We start from the raw sequence: 248 nt of genomic DNA on the forward strand, positions 1-248 counted from the left end.
TCTGATACGGTATGGCTATTAGGGTATCTTCATCACCTGTAGCAGTCACTGTTAATGGTTCATTGTCTCCATCATTATTATTGCTCCCGATGATACTGAGTGCATCTGGCTGCGCCGTAACGGTGACGTTATAGCTGTGCTCATAGGTCAATGTACCACTGTCATGACCGCTGATATCATGAACTTCTTCATGAGCAGCATAAACATTAATGATTGCTGTGCCGTCTTCATTGGCGGCAGGTGTGTAG

1 protein-coding gene is annotated in these 248 nt (G+C 45.2%); it reads right to left on the reverse strand.

Annotation, left to right across the window (positions count from 1 at the left end; translation table 11 throughout):
• Nucleotides 1-248: hypothetical protein (locus tag SB749_RS20355; RefSeq protein WP_410711906.1), on the reverse strand; the 248-nt coding region annotated here is incomplete at both ends.

This window comes from Brevibacterium sp. SIMBA_078 (genome assembly GCF_046534565.1).
Classification (GTDB): Bacteria; Actinomycetota; Actinomycetes; order Actinomycetales; family Brevibacteriaceae; genus Brevibacterium.